The 21,568-nt window shown below is 47.6% G+C and carries 21 protein-coding genes; 7 read left to right on the forward strand and 14 right to left on the reverse strand.

All coding sequences use genetic code 11. From position 1 onward, the window contains the following. Positions 1-246: 246 nt before the first annotated feature. Together E0L21_RS23900 and E0L21_RS23905 are read right to left on the reverse strand one after the other, a co-directional pair. Complete coding sequence (locus E0L21_RS23900) at positions 247-492, reverse strand: Imm74 family immunity protein (RefSeq protein ID WP_131413723.1); 246 nt, start codon at positions 490-492, stop codon at positions 247-249. Positions 493-869: 377 nt separating this feature from the next. Beyond that, the gene (locus E0L21_RS23905; RefSeq protein WP_131413724.1) at positions 870-1,274 is read right to left on the reverse strand and encodes a nuclear transport factor 2 family protein; all 405 of its coding nucleotides are present in this window, start codon (positions 1,272-1,274) and stop codon (positions 870-872) included. 289 nt (positions 1,275-1,563) lie between these two features. Between E0L21_RS23905 and E0L21_RS23910 the strand changes: the two genes are divergently transcribed. Further along, on the forward strand, positions 1,564-2,010 hold the full coding sequence (locus E0L21_RS23910) for a hypothetical protein (RefSeq protein WP_131413725.1): 447 nt from the start codon (positions 1,564-1,566) through the stop codon (positions 2,008-2,010). 203 nt (positions 2,011-2,213) lie between these two features. Here the strand turns inward: E0L21_RS23910 and E0L21_RS23915 are convergent, their stop codons facing one another. Beyond that, on the reverse strand, positions 2,214-3,509 hold the full coding sequence (locus tag E0L21_RS23915; RefSeq protein WP_131413726.1) for a hypothetical protein: 1,296 nt from the start codon (positions 3,507-3,509) through the stop codon (positions 2,214-2,216). A gap of 621 nt (positions 3,510-4,130) precedes the next feature. Here E0L21_RS23915 and umuD point away from each other — a divergent pair. Further along, the gene (gene umuD, locus E0L21_RS23920; RefSeq protein ID WP_131413727.1) at positions 4,131-4,574 is read left to right on the forward strand and encodes a translesion error-prone DNA polymerase V autoproteolytic subunit; all 444 of its coding nucleotides are present in this window, start codon (positions 4,131-4,133) and stop codon (positions 4,572-4,574) included. After that, the gene (umuC, locus tag E0L21_RS23925) at positions 4,562-5,836 is read left to right on the forward strand and encodes a translesion error-prone DNA polymerase V subunit UmuC (protein ID WP_131413728.1); all 1,275 of its coding nucleotides are present in this window, start codon (positions 4,562-4,564) and stop codon (positions 5,834-5,836) included. Before umuD ends, umuC begins: the two co-directional genes overlap by 13 nt. Positions 5,837-7,195: 1,359 nt before the next feature. Here umuC and E0L21_RS23930 read toward each other — a convergent pair. After that, positions 7,196-8,173 (reverse strand): ParB family protein, encoded by a 978-nt coding sequence (locus tag E0L21_RS23930; protein WP_131413729.1) that lies wholly within the window; start codon positions 8,171-8,173, stop codon positions 7,196-7,198. A gap of 7 nt (positions 8,174-8,180) precedes the next feature. Then, on the reverse strand, positions 8,181-9,377 hold the full coding sequence (locus E0L21_RS23935) for an AAA family ATPase (protein ID WP_131413730.1): 1,197 nt from the start codon (positions 9,375-9,377) through the stop codon (positions 8,181-8,183). A 790-nt stretch (positions 9,378-10,167) separates the two neighbouring features. Here E0L21_RS23935 and E0L21_RS23940 point away from each other — a divergent pair. After that, complete coding sequence (locus E0L21_RS23940; RefSeq protein WP_131413741.1) at positions 10,168-11,148, forward strand: RepB family plasmid replication initiator protein; 981 nt, start codon at positions 10,168-10,170, stop codon at positions 11,146-11,148. A gap of 1,024 nt (positions 11,149-12,172) precedes the next feature. Here E0L21_RS23940 and E0L21_RS23945 read toward each other — a convergent pair. From E0L21_RS23945 to E0L21_RS23955, 3 genes are read right to left on the reverse strand one after another with little or no spacing between them, the layout of a single operon-like run. Continuing rightward, the gene (locus E0L21_RS23945) at positions 12,173-12,499 is read right to left on the reverse strand and encodes an addiction module antidote protein (protein WP_131413731.1); all 327 of its coding nucleotides are present in this window, start codon (positions 12,497-12,499) and stop codon (positions 12,173-12,175) included. Positions 12,500-12,511: 12 nt separating this feature from the next. Next, positions 12,512-12,832: a type II toxin-antitoxin system RelE/ParE family toxin gene (locus E0L21_RS23950; RefSeq protein ID WP_131413732.1), complete on the reverse strand. Its 321-nt coding sequence runs from the start codon at positions 12,830-12,832 to the stop codon at positions 12,512-12,514. A 32-nt stretch (positions 12,833-12,864) separates the two neighbouring features. Then, entirely contained in the window at positions 12,865-13,149 is a 285-nt protein-coding gene (locus E0L21_RS23955) for a helix-turn-helix domain-containing protein (RefSeq protein ID WP_131413733.1), read from the reverse strand. A 67-nt stretch (positions 13,150-13,216) separates the two neighbouring features. On the opposite strand from E0L21_RS23955, the gene E0L21_RS23960 reads away from it, so the two are divergent. After that, positions 13,217-13,561 (forward strand): helix-turn-helix transcriptional regulator, encoded by a 345-nt coding sequence (locus E0L21_RS23960; protein WP_131413734.1) that lies wholly within the window; start codon positions 13,217-13,219, stop codon positions 13,559-13,561. A gap of 84 nt (positions 13,562-13,645) precedes the next feature. Further along, positions 13,646-13,969 carry a helix-turn-helix domain-containing protein gene (locus tag E0L21_RS23965; RefSeq protein ID WP_131413742.1) on the forward strand — a complete coding sequence of 108 codons (324 nt, stop codon included), beginning with the start codon at positions 13,646-13,648 and terminating at the stop codon, positions 13,967-13,969. Positions 13,970-14,205: 236 nt separating this feature from the next. On the opposite strand, the gene chrA is transcribed toward E0L21_RS23965, so the two are convergent. From chrA to E0L21_RS23990, 5 genes are all read right to left on the reverse strand, one after another. Next, a complete protein-coding gene (gene chrA / locus E0L21_RS23970; protein ID WP_131413735.1) occupies positions 14,206-15,570 on the reverse strand; it encodes a chromate efflux transporter in 1,365 nt (454 codons plus the stop codon). Between the two features lie 394 nt (positions 15,571-15,964). Further along, positions 15,965-16,300, reverse strand: coding sequence for a DUF202 domain-containing protein (locus tag E0L21_RS23975; protein ID WP_131413736.1), 336 nt, complete (start codon positions 16,298-16,300; stop codon positions 15,965-15,967). After that, positions 16,297-16,641 carry a YidH family protein gene (locus E0L21_RS23980; protein ID WP_131413737.1) on the reverse strand — a complete coding sequence of 115 codons (345 nt, stop codon included), beginning with the start codon at positions 16,639-16,641 and terminating at the stop codon, positions 16,297-16,299. The genes E0L21_RS23975 and E0L21_RS23980 overlap by 4 nt, the downstream gene beginning before the upstream one ends. 181 nt (positions 16,642-16,822) lie before the next feature. Further along, positions 16,823-18,193 carry an MFS transporter gene (locus E0L21_RS23985; RefSeq protein WP_131413738.1) on the reverse strand — a complete coding sequence of 457 codons (1,371 nt, stop codon included), beginning with the start codon at positions 18,191-18,193 and terminating at the stop codon, positions 16,823-16,825. Between the two features lie 22 nt (positions 18,194-18,215). Further along, positions 18,216-19,715 (reverse strand): sulfatase-like hydrolase/transferase, encoded by a 1,500-nt coding sequence (locus E0L21_RS23990; RefSeq protein WP_131413739.1) that lies wholly within the window; start codon positions 19,713-19,715, stop codon positions 18,216-18,218. 156 nt (positions 19,716-19,871) lie between these two features. Between E0L21_RS23990 and E0L21_RS23995 the strand changes: the two genes are divergently transcribed. Continuing rightward, on the forward strand, positions 19,872-20,792 hold the full coding sequence (locus tag E0L21_RS23995; protein WP_131413740.1) for a LysR family transcriptional regulator: 921 nt from the start codon (positions 19,872-19,874) through the stop codon (positions 20,790-20,792). 53 nt (positions 20,793-20,845) lie between these two features. Here E0L21_RS23995 and E0L21_RS24000 read toward each other — a convergent pair. Continuing rightward, positions 20,846-21,568, reverse strand: a 723-nt coding sequence (locus E0L21_RS24000) for a sulfatase/phosphatase domain-containing protein (protein ID WP_165501949.1), incomplete at its 5' end; no start/stop codon positions are given.

Raw genomic sequence — 21,568 nt, forward strand, 5'->3', positions numbered from 1 at the left:
CTATGTCTGGAATGTCCTTTCTTCGCTCATAGCTGCCGGTTAAATCTCTCGCATTCAGTATGAGTGGTAACAGTCTCATCGCGGATTGACTGAATATCCTTGGCCGACGCCGAAATGACGAAATGACGAAAGCAGGCGGGTTTACCAGCACTTCTGCACAAAGCTGCGCATCGAGGCCAGATTGTGCAGTTGTTCTCGCAACCAGTAGCCCTGTGTCAACCGCCCCTACAGAACCTTTTGCTCATACTAATGTTCAATTTCTAAGGTATGCCCTCCCTTGGAAAAATCGGCCTGAATATCAGCAATAACCATATCGATATCATCGCCAGTCATAACCTGGCTTTGGTTAGGCGCATCCCAAAACCTCAGAGCCCCCTTGTACAACACAAAGCCAATTTTATCGTTACCGGGAAAGAACATCTCACCTTGAACGGTCACCGTTCTATCTCCAATTTTTACTTGGATATGACCCCGAGTGACTTCAAAAATCATAGTTTCCCCCTCACGTAAATAACTTTCTCGCCCATTCTTACAGGAGCAATAGTAATAATTTCTTCTACATTAGGATTTTTCATTAACGCAGACAACGGAGCTCTTTCCCAAACATTTTCAGGTCGCAGACTCTGCCCGAATACTGCACGCACCGTTCCTGAGACTCCATTTGCATACGCTGACTTGCTCACCGTTTATAGACATACGGCTTTGTTAGTAATGCCTCTATCGTTGCAAGAGTAATTGCGAACTTCCGCTCCTCGCTCAGAGCAGACATGTCTGCCCCCTGATCGACTCTTTCGTGCTGTGAGTTCAACGGGTCGATGCAACGCTATCCTTAATCGAAGGGGGACGTTAAGGGATCAAGCGCATCAGCATTAACGACATGCCTCGGAAACGGCGTGGCTATCCTCAAACATGCGAAAACGTGTAATTAGACCATTGTCGATAAACATGTCGAGTACAAATTCGGTTTCAATCAGCTTCTGTGTTTTTTTTACGCGTGATGCAAGCTCACCAATAGCAACCAGACGCCTATCTTTGATGAGTATATCTTTGATTTCAAAATGTTCTGACGAGAGGTGTGAGCGGATTTGTGAATAGAATTCTGCTACACCTTTTCTGCCATGTTTCCGGCCAATCCAGGGAACTAACTGCGTGTTTCCAGCGACCAGCCAGTCGACGCTTTCACTTACCAGCGTCGCTATCTCATTTACATCTTCTGCTGTGGCGATACGATGAAAAAAAGTTTCCGCTACTGCCTGTGGTGTCTTTACTGTCATGGTTAATTCATCCGGGTAGGTATAGTCGTGATTATTAGACTAAACCATTGTATTAAACTCACCTTATCCGGCGGTGCGGTTTGATAAAGCGCTGAGCGCAAATGAAGTGTTACTCAGCCCCTCCTGAAAGGAGCTCCCTGGGTTCTCTACTCGCTCAGAGCTGCCCCGGGTTTTCCTGGGATATTGCTGTATTACAAGTGAACACTATTTAACTGACCTGACAGCAGATACAGTGAAACATTAACAAAGTGCCTCCGACAGGTGCAGAGCAATACACACAGGCGTTTTCATGAAGAAAGGTCACCCAAAATTAATACTGGATCCATACGAGTGGCTACCTGGATATGGTGAGTCAAGGGTATCGTTCCGCTCTGTTGGACTGGATGTAATACTTGATATTAATTATGAAAAAGAGATTTTCGTAAATAACGAAGAGGTTGTACTGCCTTTAAGGCGGGAGATTACGTTCAACAATGCGCGTTGTTTCATCCGGGAACCGTTTCCGGGGGGCGCTATGTTTGAGTTTGATGGCGCTCAAGGTGAGTTCGGGCTGGGTAAGTTGACGGAGTTTATGGATTCAGAGTGGCTGAGCGATAACCTGAAAACATGGCGTCTCGCATCGAGTCAGGAATCACCGCAGTTCAGGCATTTCAGCATTCAGTTTTTATCAGAAAATATTGCTTTTGATGTGCTGGCTGTGGATGTGTTTTTATCCGATGAGCTGCCGGGCAGTTGATTTTGTTTTGCTATAAAATCAAGCAGTACTGCTATAGTTTGGCCTCATCCTGGATATCAATGACACCCCTGAAGCTATACCGCGCGCACTTTAATCGACTGCTTTTATCCCGGAGCAGGCATGTCCGCGGTTGGCTTCTGGCCTAATGTGAGTAGCAGATATTTAACAACAAGATACTCATTCAGCAGGAAGTAGAAAAACGGTTATTTCTTTCCCAACAGTTCCTGTGGCGTTTTCCATTTTAGTAATCGCTGAACCGCCGTATCCCCGGATACGAACTGCCGGGCAAGTTGAAGGCGCTCCATGACCAGGCTCTTCTGCTGTTCATCAAGGCTTGCCGCATCCTGCTCTGCTTCACGGAAAAATTGCTCCAGCCGTTTGTCTTCTGTCCACTGAGCCATAATCGATTTCAGTTCGGTACGGCTAGCGCTATACGCCTCCTCTTCCCGACGTATCCGTTCCTTTTCCAGAGAAATGACGCGTTCCTGTTGCCGTTGAATCCGCCATTTCTCAGCATTGATCCGGGCTTCCTCTAACTGCTTTGAAATCAGCGGAACAGCCTCCTGCATCGTCAAAATCATCGCTGAGATCTGGCTTATTAGTCCAAACTGTTTAGTTTGCCGGAACTGTCTTTCCCATTGTGCGTCCGGATACGGAGAATAGAGTTGCAAAAGAAATCGGCCTGATGGAAGGGTGTGTTTTGAGGCATTGAGAAACAGATTCGCGTTTTTCCCCCTACTCCATCTCACCATTTTTTCATCACGAACGTAGCGGTCTTTAACCAACTTCGCCGGAACGTACTCTGTCATTTCGGCAAGAGTGAAAGCAAAATGCATATCACCAGTACAGATAATACTCGCGCTGAAAGGTCGCCATAAATTTACCCAGTGAATGCCAGCCTCCTGAGGATCCTCCCGGATGTCTATTTCCGCACGATGAAAATCTTCGCTTCTGTCAGCCAGCCTTACTCGATAGCCGTGCTTTGCAAGGGCATCAAAGAACTGGCGCAGAAATTTTATGGCGCTTTCAAAGCCTGTAGCGGAAACATGAACATCCAGTAGCTTCTTTTTCGCAGGCTTATAGTAACCGTCTCTGGTAACAGTCGACACCGGAAGGTATGTAGTGAGATCATGGATCAGGCCGTAAACGTTCCCGGAACCAAGAACCAATTGCTTCGTTGCCCCAGACACTTTTTTTGCGAACACCGTTGCCGGAGGTCTTACTGATGGGGTGTCTTTTTGTCCATCCTTTACCCCCCTCCCCTGCTTCAGAGCAGGTAAAGGCGGGATAGCAGGCGCGGTTCCTTTCTCCAGTGCTTTCCAGTAACCCGACAGTGGTCTGGGGATCTGTAATTCAGCGCACCTTCTGGCTATCCCTTCAATGCTGATATTACAGAGAGAAGCGATACGTTCGGCTGATTCCCGCCAGACCAAGTTGTACAACGCTTCCCGATCGCCAGGTAAAGTTTGAATCGTACGGGATTGCGGGTTCCTGGACATGGTGCTTCCCCCTTGCGGAAAACATTATCAGAGAAACGACCTGGCAGGTGATTGAACAAAATTACTTTTTTAAAATGAAGATCTAAGGATGAAGAGAACAACGAGCCAAAGCTGGATGCTTTCTTTGGCCAGCCTCCCGTAACAAGATACATCACGATGTGAGTAATGCCTTACCAGCCCGGGCTTCTCGTCTGTGGCTGGCCTCACTTCTCCGGGGCTTTGCTCCTGCAGGACACAAACGCATATTGTTATAACTGACCGATTCGTCGATTCTTATCCGCCCTCCCCTTCCCGTCGTTTCCGCGAACTTGCGGGATATGTGTAGTTTTAAGCCTTTCCTCTTGCTCTTTTCATCTGAAACACAATTGATACCGATATCTCTGCATATGCCTGCTACGCAGTAGCAGTATTTCAGTGCTCGCCCGGGGCATTTTTTACCGTTTCTGTCCCCTGCTCTCACTAAACAGGCACTACAGCTACACTAAATGCTTTTTGGCGAAATTTATTTTTATAAATTTTTCAGGCCATTAAAAGAAAGCCCTCTCGCCTCGCTTGAAAGCATTCAACAAACAAATTAATAATACTGTACGTATAAACAGTATAAGAATAAGGTCTGGTGTTATGAAACTGATAATGCTGACACCCGCAGAAGGCAACAGGCCGATAAATTTGCCACTTTTCCTCGAAAAAGTTTCCTGTGGCTTTCCCTCACCAGCACAAGACTATGTCGAAAAAGAGCTTGATCTGAATGAATACCGCATCAAACGTCGCAGCGCGACATACTACCTTCGTGCCCATGGTGACAGTATGCAGGACGGATTTTTATTTGATGGCGATTTGCTGGTTGTCGACAGCGCCGAAAAACCGGTTTCCGGTGATATCGTCGTTGCAAGTGTTGGTGCAGAATTTACCGTCAAGCGACTTCAGCTTGGACAGCGCATAGCATTACTTCCTATGAACCCGGCTTTTCCTCCCATCTACCCCGACCCGGATGAACTGAACATTTTCGGTGTTGTTACACATATCATTCACCGTACACGAGAGCTTCTGAAATGTTTGGACTAGCGGATGTTAACTCCTTCTATGCATCCTGCGAAAAAGTGTTCCGCCCTGATCTGCGCGATAAGCCTGTTATTGTACTTAGCAACAATGACGGCTGTTGTATCGCCCGCTCTCAACAGGCAAAACGGTTAGGCGTAAAGATGGGCGCTCCCTGGTTTAAAATTCGGGAGCAACCCTATGCCGAAAAACTGTATGTATTCTCAAGTAACTATGCACTATATGCGAGTCTGAGTACCCGCGTCATGTCTTGCCTTGAAGAACTGGCACCTCGCGTTGAGCCATATTCGATAGACGAAATGTTTCTTGATCTTCATGGCGTAGATACCCTCATTGATTTTGAAACATTCGGCACCCGGCTGTGTGAGCATGTTTATGCCTGCACCCGACTCTCAATTGGTGTCGGAATGGGGCCAACAAAAACGCTGGCCAAATCAGCCCAGTGGGCATCTAAAGAGTGGCCAGCCTTCCGGGGCGTGCTGGCACTGACACCGGACAATAAAACCCGCACCTCGAAGTTACTGTCGCTCCAGCCTGTCCAGGAGGTATGGGGGGTGGGTAATCGTACCGCCCATAAGCTCAATGCGTTGAGGATAACCACAGCGTTACAGCTTACACTCGTAAATACAGCTTTTATTCGTAAAAATTTTAATGTTGTTCTGGAGCGCACAGTCAGAGAATTGAATGGAGAAAGTTGTATCTCTTTTGAAGACGTACCATCTGCTAAACAACAAATCGTGTGTTCCCGGAGTTTTGGTGAGCGGATCACGACCTTTGAAGACATGCGGCAAGCCATCTGCCAGTACGCTGAACGGGCGGCTGAAAAGCTCCGTATTGAACGGCAATTCTGCAGCCACATTTCCGTTTTTATTAAAACGTCACCGTTCTCCAGAACTGGACCGTATTATGCTAACGTGGCAAGCGAGAAGCTTTTGACCCCCAGCCAGGATACGCGTGATGTTATAGCCGCCGCGTTACGTGCCCTTGAGCGCATCTGGCGTAATGATCACCGCTATGCCAAGGCTGGAGTAATGCTCAACGATTTCAGCCTGTCTGGTATCGCACAACTCAATCTTTTCGATGAACAACCACCACAACCCCGTAGCCAGGAATTAATGAAAGTGCTTGACGGGATCACTCAGTCCGGGCTCGCCCATATGTGGTTTGCTGGCCGGGGTGTTGCACCTGACTGGAAAATGAAGCGCGAGATGCTCAGTCCGGCTTACACAAGTCGCTGGAAAGACCTTCCCCTTGCGCGCATCGGATGAGATAAAAAAGGGAAGGGGGTAACCATAGCCGTTTATAATTAACGGCATTTTTTATAATGACTAACTTTCCCCACCAGCCGGTTTCCGGCCGGGACAGGTGTATTCATAATTTCATGGCGCTCAGTTGTTTTATTCTCTCTGATAGTACCATGTCTTTTCACACGCTGCATTCCACGTCCTTCACAGATAAAACGCCATCCCCCGTAAGGCAAGTCCGGTCATAACATTATTTATGACCGTTCCGCCCCGACTTTCCAGGCAAAAACCTCCGCTATCACGACAGGGATATCAAATTTTGTAACAGTGCAAGGATGCCGTCTCGCCGGAATATTCACGCCAATTTCTGACATCAGTACTTCCCGGGAACAATCATTCTTTTATTTGAAGTGGCGAAAGAATCTGCTTCAGAATTACGCATAACGAAAAATTAGCAGACGATCTGCGATCAATCGTTTTTGCGGCGTCCGTAGTGTCAAATTGCGCGCTGGCACAAATCGCTTTCCTTGTTGCAAAAACTAGAGGCAGCAGACAATCCGATAAGCATGTTTATGAAATAAAATATGACTCTACGTGCGTAATACCCGGAACAGTTTCATTAAGCCATATCGCAGAGTGCATGATGTGACTGGAACATCTTCTCATCTTACCGGTATCTGACAGATAATTTTTACCGTCGCTGAATGGCAAGTGGGTTGCAGTATGGATGTTTAGCTGTTGAAGTTGTCCCTCTCAGACAGCCGGCAATCCAAACGTTGTCCTTTTACAGATATCCTGATGGCATCTTTCAGTGCAAAAATTTCAGGCAGATATCCGCTGATATTGCTTTTAATCTCCGGTTTTGACCTTCCTGAACGCTTCTTTCTTGAAGAATCAGCTTCTTTCCACTGTGTTTTTATTCACCACACTTGTCAAACTTTTAGTTACCCGCGTGTCATGGTCGATTTCCGTGATTGCGTGCCAGCCCTACACAGACATCTCTTTACCAATCATATCTTGCTCCGCTATTAAGACTCTATGCATAAAAATCTTTCTGAAGGAACACGAACTACAAGTTGCATAAGTTATGAAAGGGAATTGAGTTGGTTATGTAGGAGATTCACATGGACATTTTTGTTTTATTACAACAGCAGAAGATCGCAGGCTGGCATTTTGCCATTTTCGAGGGTTTAAACTGGCAACCCGGCAAAGCTGGACAGGATTTATCTGTCCGGGTTTGACGGGTTTGGCAAGCCCGGAAAATCCGGGCGCGGCAGAGGAAATACATCATGAAAGCGTGGCGATTTCAGAGTGAAATTTACATAGAAACATTTTATAAATCATAATGTTAAATGTGAAATCTCACTGGCGAAAAAACATTATTCACGCATCAGGAGAGAGATGTTTTTGAAGAACATTTGCTACAGCTTCGTCAATCTCGTCCTGTAGTTCTTTCGGTAACCGATTAAATTCGTATACAAACATGCGCCCTTTACTGCGCTTTCTTGCAAACCGATCTTTGTCCGGGAAAGACCACAGATTCGTCACAACCGCTTTGTCTTTGCCCTTAAGAGAAGCCATAGCCGCTGTTTCACGTGTCAGGATTTTGATAATTCTGTTTTTGACTTCGTCTTCAGCAAGTGAGTCATCTGCCAGGATGATATTGACTTCCGGAGCAGTGGTTTCGAGTAAATCCTCAACAGAAAGATCTTTAGCGTTGAGCATTTCTTCCAGCGTACCTAACGTCTTGTAATCCGCGAATCCTAATTCCGACTGAACCGGGAAAACTGAAACTAACGGAGCTGATACAGATGCAGCCTGGATAGCACGCGTAACTTTTGCTTCCGACAGCCCTTCAAGCCGGGCAATCTCTTTCTGGCTCATGCCCGTGTTTTTGAGTGCTAAAAGACGTAACCCAATCTCACGGATATTGTGCTCTTTGGCGGTCTGGATATCTTTAGCCAGTTTCCGCGCTTCATCGGCAGAAATCAGAGACTTGGTTACCATAATATTTAACGAAGTGTGGCACAGGATAGCGGACGCACGACGTCTCGAACCATCGATGATCTCAATACCTTCTTCACGCTGAATACCAATACAGGGGAAGAACTGCTGCAATCGAAGGGTGGATGTAATGTCCTTCAGTGATTCAGGGGTCAGACCCGATTGATCGCGGCCATTCGTTTCCTGCAATACGTATGTCTTACCTTCCACTTCATTTGCAGGAATGGTTTGCAAAGTGAAGACGGCTTTCCGTCCGGTTGAAAGGGTAAAGATTTGCTCAAGCGCGCTGTCTGATGAGGTATTAGTGAGGGCGGATGGGTTAAAGGTCCTACCAATAGTTGCTCTTTTCGTGCTCATAAGTCCCTCAGTTTGCTCGGATAAATTCAATACGATCAAATACAGCTTTTGCAAAATCTTCTGCGGCCACTCGGGCATTTCTCAGCGCTTCGCTGCTGCCAATATACGTCGATGGATTAGCGGAGATGACAGTATCAAAAGACTCGCCACACCTTTCAAAACCGTCCAGCCGGGGCAGGGCAACATCCAGCATGTCCCCGCCAAAAATTTCTTTCGCAAGGCTGTGGCACAGCTTATGGTCTGGTTTATTAGAAAGCTTGGACATAAAACCAATATTGCCAACCAGGTGACATGAATAACCTGATTCGGTAATGATGCCCACCAGCTCAGGCAGACGGGTCAGATACTTTAATGTCGAGTGAAAGTCGACCTGTGCCGGTGGCACCGGGGTCAGAAGTAAATCCGCTGCGGCAATCGCATTTTTCAAAAACGCATCAAGATGGGGACCACTGTCGATAAAAATGAAATCGTAATCGTTCCTGAGCTTCGCTATCAGATTTTCTTTCAGGACAGCGTGCTCATTCTGACCGGGTAGGTGCTGAGCACAAAGTTCTGACCATGCTGATGCAATAAACGCATCATCGATGGAAGCAGGGAGAACATCCACACCCGGGACGATAGAAGGTACGATAAACTCGTTGAGCAGTTCTTCGCGCGTGACATTCTGCAGCATCGCCTGTGCTGCGGTAGTTTCGACGATACCAACAGCCTGCGTATGGTTTAAAAACATCGTTGCAGATGACTGGGGATCCAAATCAATAACAAGGATCCGCAGATCCTCAAAGAGCAAATGAGGATGTGTACGCAGGGCATGCGCCAGAGAAACGGTGGATACGGTTTTCGAAACCCCGCCTTTTAAATTCCCTACAAAGACTGTAAACGCTTCCTGATGCCTGTCCCGATATTTCGGGACGCCCCGATGATGGTAGATATCGATGATGTTCTGAATCGACATTGCGTATTTAGACGATGTTCCGGCGGGTCGCTTATCAAAAACGTAGCCGTTTTCTTCCATTTCATTTACTGCGTAATCCACGTTTGCGCGGGTAAGCTTTGGTAGTTTAGCCAATGCTGCTTTCGCATATACCTGATAGTAAACGTTTTCTTGCAGTTCTTCCTTCTGAGCCCGAATCTGATCTGTCAGACCAATAAGCATTTTTTCAGAACGCTGAGCAACTTTCAGTAGCTGTGAGGAGCTGTCCATCAAAAGTTCCCTTTATGCAGGATTAATGAATTTAATCAAGAATGCTACACACAAGAAACAAAGTAAACATCTAATGTGAAATTATAGCGTTGAGCTCGCATTTTTGCTCTCGTTGGACTGGTGAGAGAGGATTGTAAATTGACCCGAGATAAACCATGAGGTTTGAAAGAAGAGAGGAGGCCTTGCAGAGCGACCCGCAACATGTCAAACAGAACCGGGTTTTGCAGGGTAAGGGTATTGTTGATCGGGCTCCTGAATTAGCAGCGGGTTATAAAAGTCAGTGCCGCTGGCAGAGTGCAGATAATCTGATCCTGAGCACAAGTCGATCGGGTTGCAGATCCTCTGTTTTCCCGTTGGACTGAGATGATGGAATGCCTGAAAAAATCTGGAATTCTGTTGGGTTATCCACTTATCCACTGAGTAGATCCAAATAATAATGATCCAAAGTAGATCCACTATTAGATCCAAATAGATCCCCGATCGCTGAGAGCCGCGCCAGCACTGGCCTGAGAGGGTGTTGTCATAAGCTATAGAGAGGTAAAGATAAGCTGTGACAAGCATCATATAAACTACAAGGAGATAACTCTATGCTGTAGCCAGTAAACAATATAAGCTATAGTCAGATCGCAGCCGTAAATGGCTGTATAACTTGTGCGTAAAAACCACGCGATTTTTCATTGAGCTACGATGTGTTTGTAAACATCAGGATGATTTCGTCGCTCAACGATCCACAGATCCGGAGCTCGTCTTGGAAAACGAAAACAAAGATCTCAAAACGCTATTTGAAGAAGTGGATAAGTCTACAGGTGAACTTATTACTCTCACTCCAAATGCTAATAATACGGTCCAGCCAGTTGCACTAATGCGACTTGGTGTTTTCGTTCCAACGCTCAAGTCTCTGAAAAATAGCAAAAAAAATACATTATCAAAAACGGATGCGACCGAAGAGCTGACACGTTTGTCACTGGCCAAAGCGGAGGGTTTTGATAAAGTCGAGATCACTGGCCCCAGGCTGGATATGGATAATGACTTTAAAACCTGGGTCGGTATTATCCACTCCTTTGCCAAACATAAAGTGATTGGCGATAAGGTTCAGCTATCCTTCGTTGAATTCGCCAAACTCTGCGGCATCCCATCCAGTCAGTCCTCACGCAAGCTCAGGGAGCGTATCAGCCCCTCTCTGAAGCGTATTGCAGGTACAGTAATATCATTCTCCCGCACGACTGAAAAGCACACCAAAGAGTATATAACGCATCTGGTACAGTCCGCATTTTATGACACCGAGCGGGATATTGTGGTTCTGCAGGCGGATCCGCGTTTATTCGAACTCTATGAATTCGATAAAAAAGTACTTCTTCAGCTTAAAGCGATCAATGCGCTGAAGCGCCGCGAATCGGCTCAGGCGCTCTATACCTTTATCGAGAGTCTGCCAAAGGATCCGGCACCCATATCGCTGGCACGCTTAAGAGCAAGACTGAGCCTGAAATCACCGGTGTTCTCGCAAAACCAGACCGTTCGCCGCGCTATGGAGCAGCTCAAAGAGATTGGTTACCTTGATTACACCGAGATGCAACGCGGCCGTAGCGTACTGTTTAACGTACATTACCGCCGACCCAAGCTGAAAGCCCCCAAAGACGCCAGCGAAGAGAATCCTAAGCTGCCAGGCAGCCCGGCAAATACGCCTGATCCCGAGCTCAGCGAAAAACTCCAGCTCCTTGAAAAGCTTGGCATCACCATGGACGACCTGGAAAAACTCTTCCGTAATAAGTAGCCCAATAAGCTATAGCGAGTACCTCCCATTCAATTATCACCGCCAGTGAGTACTGACAAGTTCAGTGCTCACTACAGCTTATACATATTCCCTGGCGAGCACTTTCGCTAACCATGTTCTCCGGACAGTCGCTTATCACTGCTATTTACTCGCTATAGTTTATGTTTCCCTCATTATTACGCGATGATCCTCACTACAGCTTATGTATCAATATCCCACAAATGGAGCTGCTCGCTATAGCTTATCTTTTTATGTTTGTAAGCGCTTGCTTACCATTAATGCCAGTTGGTGCGGCATCTTTTATTTTAAATAAACGGTATGAGAGAGAGCCATATAAGCTATAACAAGTGAATTACTCGCCATAGCTTATGTGCTTGCTATAGCTTATGTTTCGCCACCGGAAGATATCCTCACTCGCTATAGCTTATGATATAAGCTGCAGTAAGCATTTGCTCACTACAGCTTATACTTCTCACTGTTTGATAAATGCAGGAAATACGTGAGTAATCATTCTGATACAGGCGAGGCGTCTGTATTTATGCCGGAATGAGCTGTCCATCGTTAGGTTATATAGCTCACTGGCCTGCATTAAGAGCAGAGCTGTTTTTGGCAAAGTAATCGCGACTTGCTGCGACGATCTTCTCAGGAGAAAGGGGAGGGGATGCGTGAGGATGAGGATCTTTCTTTACTGAACCCGGGGTTAGGAAGCTACCGGATCCATACGCCTGCAACTAAACGGGGTACGATACTGGCGCAATACTACCTGACTCCACAATCTTTCGAAGCAAACCCCTTTCATTGCTGGCAAACGCAACCTTGCTGGTTTTTGTGACGGGGTCACTCAACCGGAGGCATGCTGTGTGGACATTACGACGCCAGTGGCCTTATCTCGTTGTCGCTGATTATCGTTTTCAGGATAATAGTAGATATCAAGAGTGAGTGTATTCGGGGCAACCATTAGTAAAAAGGTTGATCAGGGAAACAACAAACCCGCCGAGGCGGATTTGTTTGTATTTCCGGGCAGTTAAGCGGGAACAGGCATTTTCGCTGTTGCAATACGGGAGATCGGGTAACCAGTTGCAGACGCAACAGCGGCTACGCGGCGAAATGACGGGTTGCCCTTCGGAGAAAGTGATTTATAAAGCGATTCGCGAGATATACCGGCGCGTTTAGCTACCGCTGTCATTCCCCCTTTTGCCTCAATAACGTGGTGTAATGCGAGCACGAACGCTTCATATCCACCGTCTTCATCGATTTCAATGAACGCCTGATGAAGGTAGACAGGCGCGAAATCCGGATCTTCCTTAATGAGTTGAACCATTACATCATCATGGAATGTTGATTTAGCCATAATATTTACCTCTCATTTCCTGCTCTTGTAGTCGTTGAGATACTCAACGGCTTTAGTTATATCTGCATCCTGCTTTCTTTTATCTCCGCCCAGGAGAATCAAACTAACTTCACCATCTTTGGGGTCAGTTACAGCACTGAAATACACGCGATATCCCGGCCCCTGATCAATCCTTAATTCTGACACGCCATCCCTGCATGGTTTGCAATCGCCATAATTATTTGTAGCCATTCTGGCCAGGCGGGTTGCTATCATGGCTTTTGCTATCGGGTCTTTCACGCCCCGTAGGAATTCAGCAAAAGGATTGCGGCCATGGCTCAAAATTCCTTCCATCGTATCCTCTGCTGTACAGGTGATTCATGTATCTACTTTTTTTCCGCAGGGTTGATCGTGAAACCGACCAGAGGTTTTCGTGGCTTACGTTTATCTCCGGCAGTGAGGTAGCGTGCAGGCCAGATTGTGGATGGAGGAACGTCCAGCGCCCTGGCTATCAGCCACTCGCCTTTTGGCCAGGGGCGAGTCAGAGCATTCGCCAGTGTCGAGGAGGCGAGACCCGCTTCGCGTGAAAGCTTCGCCAGGCTGGTGCCACGTTTATGCAAAGCGGCGATAATGTCGGCGGGATGCCAGTCTTGTGCAGTTATTTTATTCATCCTGTGTATCCTTACACTACGTTTTTCGTAGTATCCAAGTAATTAAAAAACTACGAATCTCGTAGTTATGGAAAAAAAATACAGACAACGCGATGTTTTCATTCGCCGCTTAAAAGAAGCGCGGCAGCGCTTAGGGATTTCTCAGGCTGCCGTAGGGATCGCTGCTGATGTCAATCCTGATGGTGCGAGCACCCGTTTTAACCGCTATGAGAAGGGCGTTTATGAGCCTGATATGGAGACTGCCGCGCGAATAGCCAACGTGCTTAAAGTCCCCTTACCATGGCTGTTTGCCGCAGATGAGAATCTGGCAGAACTGATCCTCAATTTTGCAGCTCTTCCTCCCGAGTCCCAACATCAATTGCTGGAAGCATCACGGCAGATGTTAAGTGTGTTATCAGAAAAAGATGATTAACGTTCATGCTGCCCGTTACCTGTCAGCGTGATACTACGTTATTCGTAGTATCAGCAGCAAGTGAAAACTACGATTATCGTAGTTATGAATACTCCTAATCATTACAACGACATTTTTTGCCGACGCCTGAAGCAGGCGCGACTGGCAAGAGGGTTTTCCCAAAAGAGCTTGGGTATTGCTGCGGGCATCGATGAATTTGTCGCCAGTACACGCATCAACAGATATGAAAAAGGTGTGCACGGACCAGGCACAGAAATTGTGCAAAAGCTGGCAGAGGCGCTGAGAATGCCACTGGCATATTTCTATGCAGAAGATGATGGCCTTGCGGAGTTAACCTTATTATATGCTTCTGCGACAGAAGAACATAAACGTGCTCTGTTAGACTATGCGAAAGAACTTGTACTGTAATCATTAAAAAAGTAAATAGTTTTACTTCGTTATCGTCGGCTTTAAAGATAGTGAGAACCGGCCTTTTTAAAGCTGCCTCGCGCAACCCCTATATGCAGTAACCCACATTTATAAATGTATTGATCTGCTTTTATCTTCATCGACCGGCATTCCATTTTCCCAACTCATGTTGGATAAAATCGACCACCTCCCTTGTCGCAGGCAGCAGTGAAGGTGGGATGCCGTCAATCGCATTATTAAAGTAGTAGCAGATGAAAAAGTAACCCTGCGATCGCGCAACCGGCAATGACATGCGTTACTTTTGCTTTAAAGCGAAACAGGGCAATTGCCGCAGCCAGCGTAATCATCAAAGCAATCCAGTCAACCCGATGGGCAAATCCTTCCGGCCAGAGTACGTGATAACCGAAAAACAGTGCCAGATTGAGGATGACACCGACCACCGCGGCGGTTATCGCCGTGAGCGGGGCGGTGAATGTGATATCGTTGTGCGTGGTTTCAATAAAAGGACCACCGGCAAAAATAAACAGGAATGATGGCAGGAAGGTAAACCAAGTCACCATTATCGCAGCAAGGGCGCCGCCCAGAAAAAGATGATCCGGCCCAAATGCAGCGTTTACATAACCGCCGACAAAGCCAACGAAAGCAACAACCATAATTAGAGGACCGGGTGTGGTTTCTCCCAGCGCCAGACCATCAATCATTTGAGGCGGCGTTAACCACTGATAGTTAACGACCGCCCCCTGATAAATATAGGGTAGTACTGCATAAGCCCCGCCAAAAGTGAGCAACGCCGCTTTGGTAAAAAACCAGCTCATTTGTGTAATGGGGTGAGTCCAGCCCAGAACGAAGTAAAGTGTTCCCATCGGAATTGCCCATAACAACGCGCCAATAATGGCGATCCACAATAATCGTGACCAACTGAAAACAGCGTGATCAGGTGCCGGAGTATGATCATCAATCACGGCCGGACCATAAGATTTGTCGTTTCCGACATGGGCGACACCGCCTCTGAATCTCTCAGGAGATAAGCGTCCTCCAATAAAACCAATTAATGCGGCTGATAAAACAATAATCGGGAATGGAACATTCAATGCGAAGATCGCCACAAACGCGGCAGCGGCGATTGCCCATTGCGTATTGTTGCCTAACGCTCTGGAGCCGATACGATGTGCAGCCTGAGCGACAATGGCGGTGATTGCGGGTTTGATACCGTAGAACAATCCCGTGACTATCGGGAGATGACCCCAGGCGATATAAGTCCATGAAAGGGCGATTAACACCAGCAATGAAGGCAGAACAAATAATGCGCCAGCCACGATCCCGCCCCGGGTACGGTGCATCAGCCAGCCGATATACGTTGCCAGTTGCTGCGCTTCAGGTCCGGGTAAGACCATGCAATAATTCAGCGCATGCAGAAAGCGTTGCTCTGAGATCCAGCGCCGGTTTTCCACCAGTTCCTGATGCATTATTGATATTTGTCCTGCCGGGCCGCCAAAACTGATAAACCCCAGCTTCAGCCAGAATAAAAACGCTTCCCGGAAACTGACCAGTGGAAGTGCACTCTCCGGAGTGGCAACAGCAGGCGATGCGCCTTTACTCATGATGTTCAGATCCCCTTTGATAAGTCATTCACAGTTATCAAACAGTGTGGATGCTGTTGCCGGCACCTTCTCGTCGTCCGTAATGTTCTCCATGAGCTCTGCCAGGAATCTTTTGAAGCCAGTAGTTTCTGGCGGCTGGACTTCCCCAGTATCCAGTTAATGCACTAACAATCCCAACTGTATCAGCACATATTTCTCCTGCTCAAATATCTTCAGCAGCACTTAGACAGTACCCTGGCACCTACATGGCTGTACATGGCGCCATTAAAGTTGAAACCGACTGCAGCATGCTGGCGAAACGGAAATATTGAAGGTAAACAAACCGACATTACTAACTGACGGTTGTATCTAATACTGACGGCAGGTCAATCCGTTTGGTTATAATTGTCCTACTCTATTTAAGCAGATTAGTCAGGATTGATGCGCTTACGGAAAGTGACACCATACAAAGTGCAATGGCCAAAAAGAGTCGGGTCAGGGCCGTTACAGGCGTGATGAGTTCAACATCCAGGCGGGCGCGATGACAATGAAACCAGCCGGTTAAAAGTAGAATAACTGTCAATACAGAAGCAGTTGCACCAAGACAGACTGAAAATAAACTGTGGTGCAGAACCCCGGATCGGCATGCCATCAATGAAAGTATCAGCGATGAAAAAACGGTTCGTTGCCAGGCGAGCGCTGTACGCTCCAACTGCAGACCCGGATCCCGCGGACGAGACATGTAACTCATAATAAAATGAGTACCGTTGTTGTTACCAATGCAGAGACAGCGAGGCTCGCACTCAACCACACCAAAAGTCGAGGATATGCCAGTTCTGCATCGTGCCGCATTGCATACTCATTGGTTTTCCATCGCCGCCAGGCATAGCAGGCCAGAATCGCCGAAACAATACTCAAACCTTCGACCAGTACCGCACGGAATCCAAACGGAGCAATGGCAGGTGTTAGCTGGTCAAGTCCAATGGCGGCAGCCATAAAGGCCAGTGCAGTACGAATCCAGGCCAGAAATGTACGTTCATTTGCAAGAGTGAAACGATAGTCTGGCGTTTTACCCGTGTCTTTCCATGCCATGGATTTTATTCCGGTGAACATATTTTGCTGCTCCTAAAATTATTTATATTTATCTTGTTTCCTCTTTCCCCGGGAAGTCTTCTGATAGCTGTTAATAAATACCTTGCGGGTGAAGTAGGTATGTATCAGACACGGCAGTGATCCTTACTACCGTGTCTGATATCGAAATTCAGAACATCTGTTAGTTATTTTTGGTTATAGCATTTTTGTCCGTGATTATTCTGTTTCTCAGACCAGTTTGTGAGGCAAACAAAAGCATGGTTATTAGGCTGATGGAGAGCATCAGCACGTTAACCAGTAATCCCTGACCAAAATCGCCGGTTAGATCTTTTACGTATCCCATGGCCGTCGGGCCAAAAAATCCCCCCAGGTTACCGATCGAATTGATTACGGCAATCCCACCGGCAGCAGCGGGTCCAACCATAAAGAGAGGCGGTAGTGTCCAGAAAACGGGTAAAACAGCGAATAAGCCTGCTGATGCCATTGTTAATCCGACGATATTCAGTAATGCTCCTTTGCTGAACGCAGTGATTGCTATCCCTGCGATCGCCAGGACCAGAGGAACGACTATATGAAATACCCGCTCATTTTTGCGATCTGAGCGTTTACCCCACCACAGCAGAGCGATCACGGCCGCTACATAAGGAATGACTGACAGAAAGCCAGTAGCAATAAATGAAAAGCCAGCGCTTTTAATTAACTGTGGGAGCCAGAAGTTAACTGTCGCATTGGTCATGGAGATCCCAAGGAAAATTAGCGCAAGGCTAAGCACCAGAGGATGGAAAAAAATACGAGAAACTTCCACGCTTGATTTGTGCTGCCGTACGCTGAAATCTTCATCCAGCACTTTACGTGCAGTCTTTTTTTCTTGTTGTGTAAGCCAGCTGACATCTTCTACTTTTTCCGGCAGGCGTAATAAAACTATGACACCCAGAATGACTGCCGGGATGGCTTCAAGAATAAACAACCACTGCCATCCTTCTAATCCGCTATGTGCACCGCCAGAAAGAATCAATCCTGACACCGGACCACCGATAATTGTCGCCAGAGGATTTGACAGTAATAAAAAACCCACGATCTGCGCACGTCTCTTGTTCGGGAACCATTGTGTTAAGTAATAAAGAATGCCCGGATAAAAACCTGCTTCAGCAGCGCCTAATAAAAAACGCAGAGCAAGAAAAGATTTTGCGTCCCAGACAAATGCCGTACACGCAGATAAAAGCCCCCAGGTGATCATAATACGGGCAATCCAGCGTCGGGCACCCACGCGGGCCAACATCAGATTACTGGGCACTTCGAAAATAAAATAGCTAATAAAAAATATACCGCTACCCAGACCGAACGCGGTAGCGGACAGACCAATATCTTCACGCATCGTTAATGCGGCGAATCCGACATTCACCCGATCGAGAAACGCCGCGAAATAGCAAAGCACCAGAAATGGTAATAACCGTAATGCGATTTTATTAAACGTTTTTTGTGTCATTTCGCTGTCTTTAAGCGGAATAGACGCCGATGTGCCAGTAGATGTAACGGAGGTTTTTTGTGACATTTGTCTGTGCCTTTTTATAATTTTAACCGAAACCCACCACTTGCCCCGGATCGGCCGAGGTTGCCAGTGGTGGAAAGTGAATGCCGCGCTGGCCTGAAAGCCCTCGATTAACAGGGGGGATCAGTTCTGGTGATTCGCAACCTGTAAGGACGCCGTTATTAATCCACGCCAGATCGCTGCCGTAGAGTTCCTGAAGAAGGTGTTGTTTCATCGCGTCGAGCACGTCGCGCAATGCGTCTTGTCGGGAAAGATCGTGCTGCTCGCGCGGATCGCTTTCTAAATCAAACAACTGGAAGTGATTTCCCGCCGGGTACCAGAGAAGTTTAAACTGCCCGTCGGTCAGCATCCGACTGGCGAGCGGACCCTCAAGACTCTCACCGTAAAATGTGCTGCGCTGGCACTCGCCGATCATGGCCAGGCCATCGCAACTGTCTGGTACAGCGATATCACATAGCGTCAGTAACGTTGGCATGATGTCCTGCAACCCCACCAGACGCTTGTCACTGCTGCCGGGCTGAATACGTGTTGAACCTCCCCGATCGACAACAATCATCGGTATCTGCGCCGAACCCTGGTAAAAATAGCGTTTGGCGTACATACCATGGTCGCCGAGCATGTCCCCGTGGTCACTGGTAAAGACAATGATGGTGTCATCCAGAATGCCTTCTTCCCGCAGCGAACCTATCAACAGGCGGATCTGGTGGTCGATGTGTGTGCATTGCGCATAAAAGGCGCGACGCATATCGTCGTACTGCTCAGGAGGAAGCGGCGGCTTGAGCTGTTGATTCATGGCAAGCGCATAAGGCAGATCCGCCGCCCTTGACCATTCGCTCTGTTGTGGAGCATCCATGTTGCGCAGACGGTAGCGCTCGAAATAGCTGCTCAGTGGGACAATCGGCGGATGAGGCTGAGTATAAGAAACGTACCAGAACGCGGGACGCGTCGGGTCACGGCGGCGGATATTTTTCGCGGCTGTTTGGGTGATCCAGTTGGTCACATGCAGCTTTTCGTCAAGATGCCATGTCCGCCAGCTATATTCGTTATTGCTCATGCCATGCATAAATTGCTGACCGGCACAGCCATTTTCCGCAAGAAAAATTTCGTAGTCGTCTACACCGCCAAGATGGCTGCGCCCTTCTTCGGCGATAAAAGCCTCTTCAAAACCGATACGATCGCGAGTGGGATAAACGTGTAATTTCCCGGTGGCGGAGGTCTGATAACCGGCCCGGGCAAAGGTCCCCGCCAGAGTTGGCATATCCGGCATCGGCAGTGCTGGCTGGAAGATCCTATCGCCATGTTTGCGCGATGTAGTGCCGGTCATGATCGTGCGGCGTGCCGGTATACAGATCGGGCATGGTGACCAGGCATTAGGAAAATGAACGCCCGATCGCGCCAGGTTATCAATCGTCGGTGTTTCAATAGAACGATTACCTGCAAACCCAAACAGATGTCCGGGCCACTGATCCACGGTAATGAACAGGACGTGAGGACGTTTTGGTGCCGCTGGATTATTGCTACTCATATTTCAGCTCTTTCAAATAGTTATAGTGTTTACAGCCGGGACAAGAAAAGCTTTCCCTGGTGGAATCATTGTCATTAAAAAGGATATGTAATAAAAAATGAGCTACAAATTAGATTTGCTAATTTGTCATCTTCTTATTACATCCAGGTCACAGTTATGGATCAAAAAAGCTTAATGTCGTTTGTAGTGCTGGCTGAGGAGTTGCAATTCATCCGCGCAGCAAAGCGGCTGAATGTGACGCAATCGGCGTTAAGCCAGCTGATTGCCCGCCTTGAAAAAGAGCTCGGAGTGGAACTTTTTGAACGCACCAAACGTAGCGTTCGCTTGTCTGAATGTGGGCATGTTTTTTTACCCGAGGCGCGAAGAGTCATTGAGGATATGGCAAAAGCCGCCGAGACAGCGCGTCGCGCCGCCAGGGGACAGGTGGGTAAAATTGCTGTTGCCTATGTCGATGCGGCACCTTTCAGTTTGCTTTCTCCTGTGATTATGCAATTTCGTAAAGCCTTTCCGGATGTCGAAATGGTACTGCACGAAATGACTTCCACCGAGCAATTCGAGGCTTTACAGAATGATCACGTAGATATCGGCTTATTGCGACCGTTATACCAGGCGGAATGGATGCGTACCATTACGTTGCTGGAGGAGCCGTACGTGGTGGCAATGCATAAAGAGCACGAACTTGCCTCACTGGAGGAGGTGCATATCCGCGCGCTTATCAAAGAGAAATTTCTTTTTACTTCCAAAGAGAAAGCAAAATATATCTACAGCAACTGGGACGCCATATTTTCGCGCTATGGGATGTTACCGATAGTTGTTCAGGAGGTGAATCAACTCCACGCGCTGCTAAGTCTGGTTGGGGCTGGTATGGGGATGGCTTTTCTGCCGCTTTCGGTGGCGCAGAATAACAATCATGGCGTTGTCTACCGATCCATTTCGGGCATTGATACACCCTGCGCACGGCTGAATATTGCCTGGCGTAATGGGACCCACAACGCACTGATTAGTAATTTTGTTCATACGGCGAAGCAAGTGAGCGCAAGGATGAATCGGGATAAAAACATACTGGCGGCGCATTGAGCGTTTGCATGAAAAGAGGCCAGTTTCAGGCCTCTTTTATGCACGTCTTCGCGTTATTTCTGTTCTGAAATCCCATCTTCCATACGATTGAATTTATAGAAGAAAGGGACAGGATCAATAACCTGCGGATTACTGTATTTTTGTGCTTCCTGCTGCCAGAGTTTTTTCAGTTCTTCCAGCTTTTCAGGATATTTAGCTGCCAGGTCTGTTGATTCCGAATAGTCATTGGCCGTGTTAAACAATTGCCATTGATCGTTTGCGTAGTCCGTGCCAATCCGGTGCATCGCCACGGCACGCCAGTCACCCTGGGTGATTGCCCTTTGACCGCGCAGTTCAAAGTACTGCACATCGCGCGTTTTAGCCGTATCCGAATTGAATGTCGGCAGGATTGATTTGCCCGCAACCGGAATTTGTTTCACACCGTCGACAATATCCGCAAATTTTGTCCCTGCGGCATCCAGAATTGTGGGAGCAAGGTCAATAACACTCACGTACTGGTGACGAATAACGCCGGGTTTCTGGATCTGTTTAGGCCAGGAGACAATCAACGGTGTGCGGATCCCGCCTAAATACGGCCATAATTTATAGCGACGGAAAGGCGTGCTGCCCGCATAAGCCCAGGGGCGTTGATAGAGCATATCGGTATTCGGTCCTCCCGCTTCATCCAGATGGGCATCCATTTCCGCAACGGTGGTGTTGTCCATATAGGCACGACGGAAACCACCGTTCGGGCCGCCCTCAGAAGCCGCACCGTTATCGGTAATAAACATGACGAC

Origin of the sequence: Kosakonia quasisacchari (assembly GCF_004331415.1) — a bacterium.
Classification (GTDB): domain Bacteria; phylum Pseudomonadota; class Gammaproteobacteria; order Enterobacterales; family Enterobacteriaceae; genus Kosakonia; species Kosakonia quasisacchari.